We start from the raw sequence: 248 nt of genomic DNA, 5'->3' as shown, positions 1-248 counted from the left end.
CAGCGCAGCGCGTGTTCAGTCTGCCGCTCGATGGCGGCCCACAGCGTACCGGGTGCAAGGCGTTGATGTTTCATTCAGTTCAAAGTTTATAGCCGATCGTGCGCAGCAGATCCTTGCGCCATTGCACGTCCTCCGCGCCTTCGACGCCGAGCGGCGAGAACCCGTCGATCACGCCGACGATGCCCCGTCCCTGATCCGTTTCCGCCACGAGCACCTCGACGGGATTCGCCGTTGCGCAAAAGATGCGG

1 protein-coding gene is annotated in these 248 nt (G+C 62.9%); it reads right to left on the bottom strand.

Features of this window, described 5'->3' with window-relative positions; genetic code table 11:
- Window positions 1-79: 79 nt before the first annotated feature.
- On the bottom strand, window positions 80-248 hold a 169-nt coding region (locus SB771_RS36120), incomplete at its 5' end, for an adenosine-specific kinase (RefSeq protein ID WP_410722178.1).

The sequence above is a fragment of the Burkholderia sp. SIMBA_051 genome, assembly GCF_046534915.1.
Taxonomy (GTDB): Bacteria; Pseudomonadota; Gammaproteobacteria; order Burkholderiales; family Burkholderiaceae; genus Burkholderia; species Burkholderia ambifaria.
The sequence above is the reverse complement of the archived record's forward strand: the minus strand, read 5'-3'. Positions and strand labels throughout refer to the sequence as shown.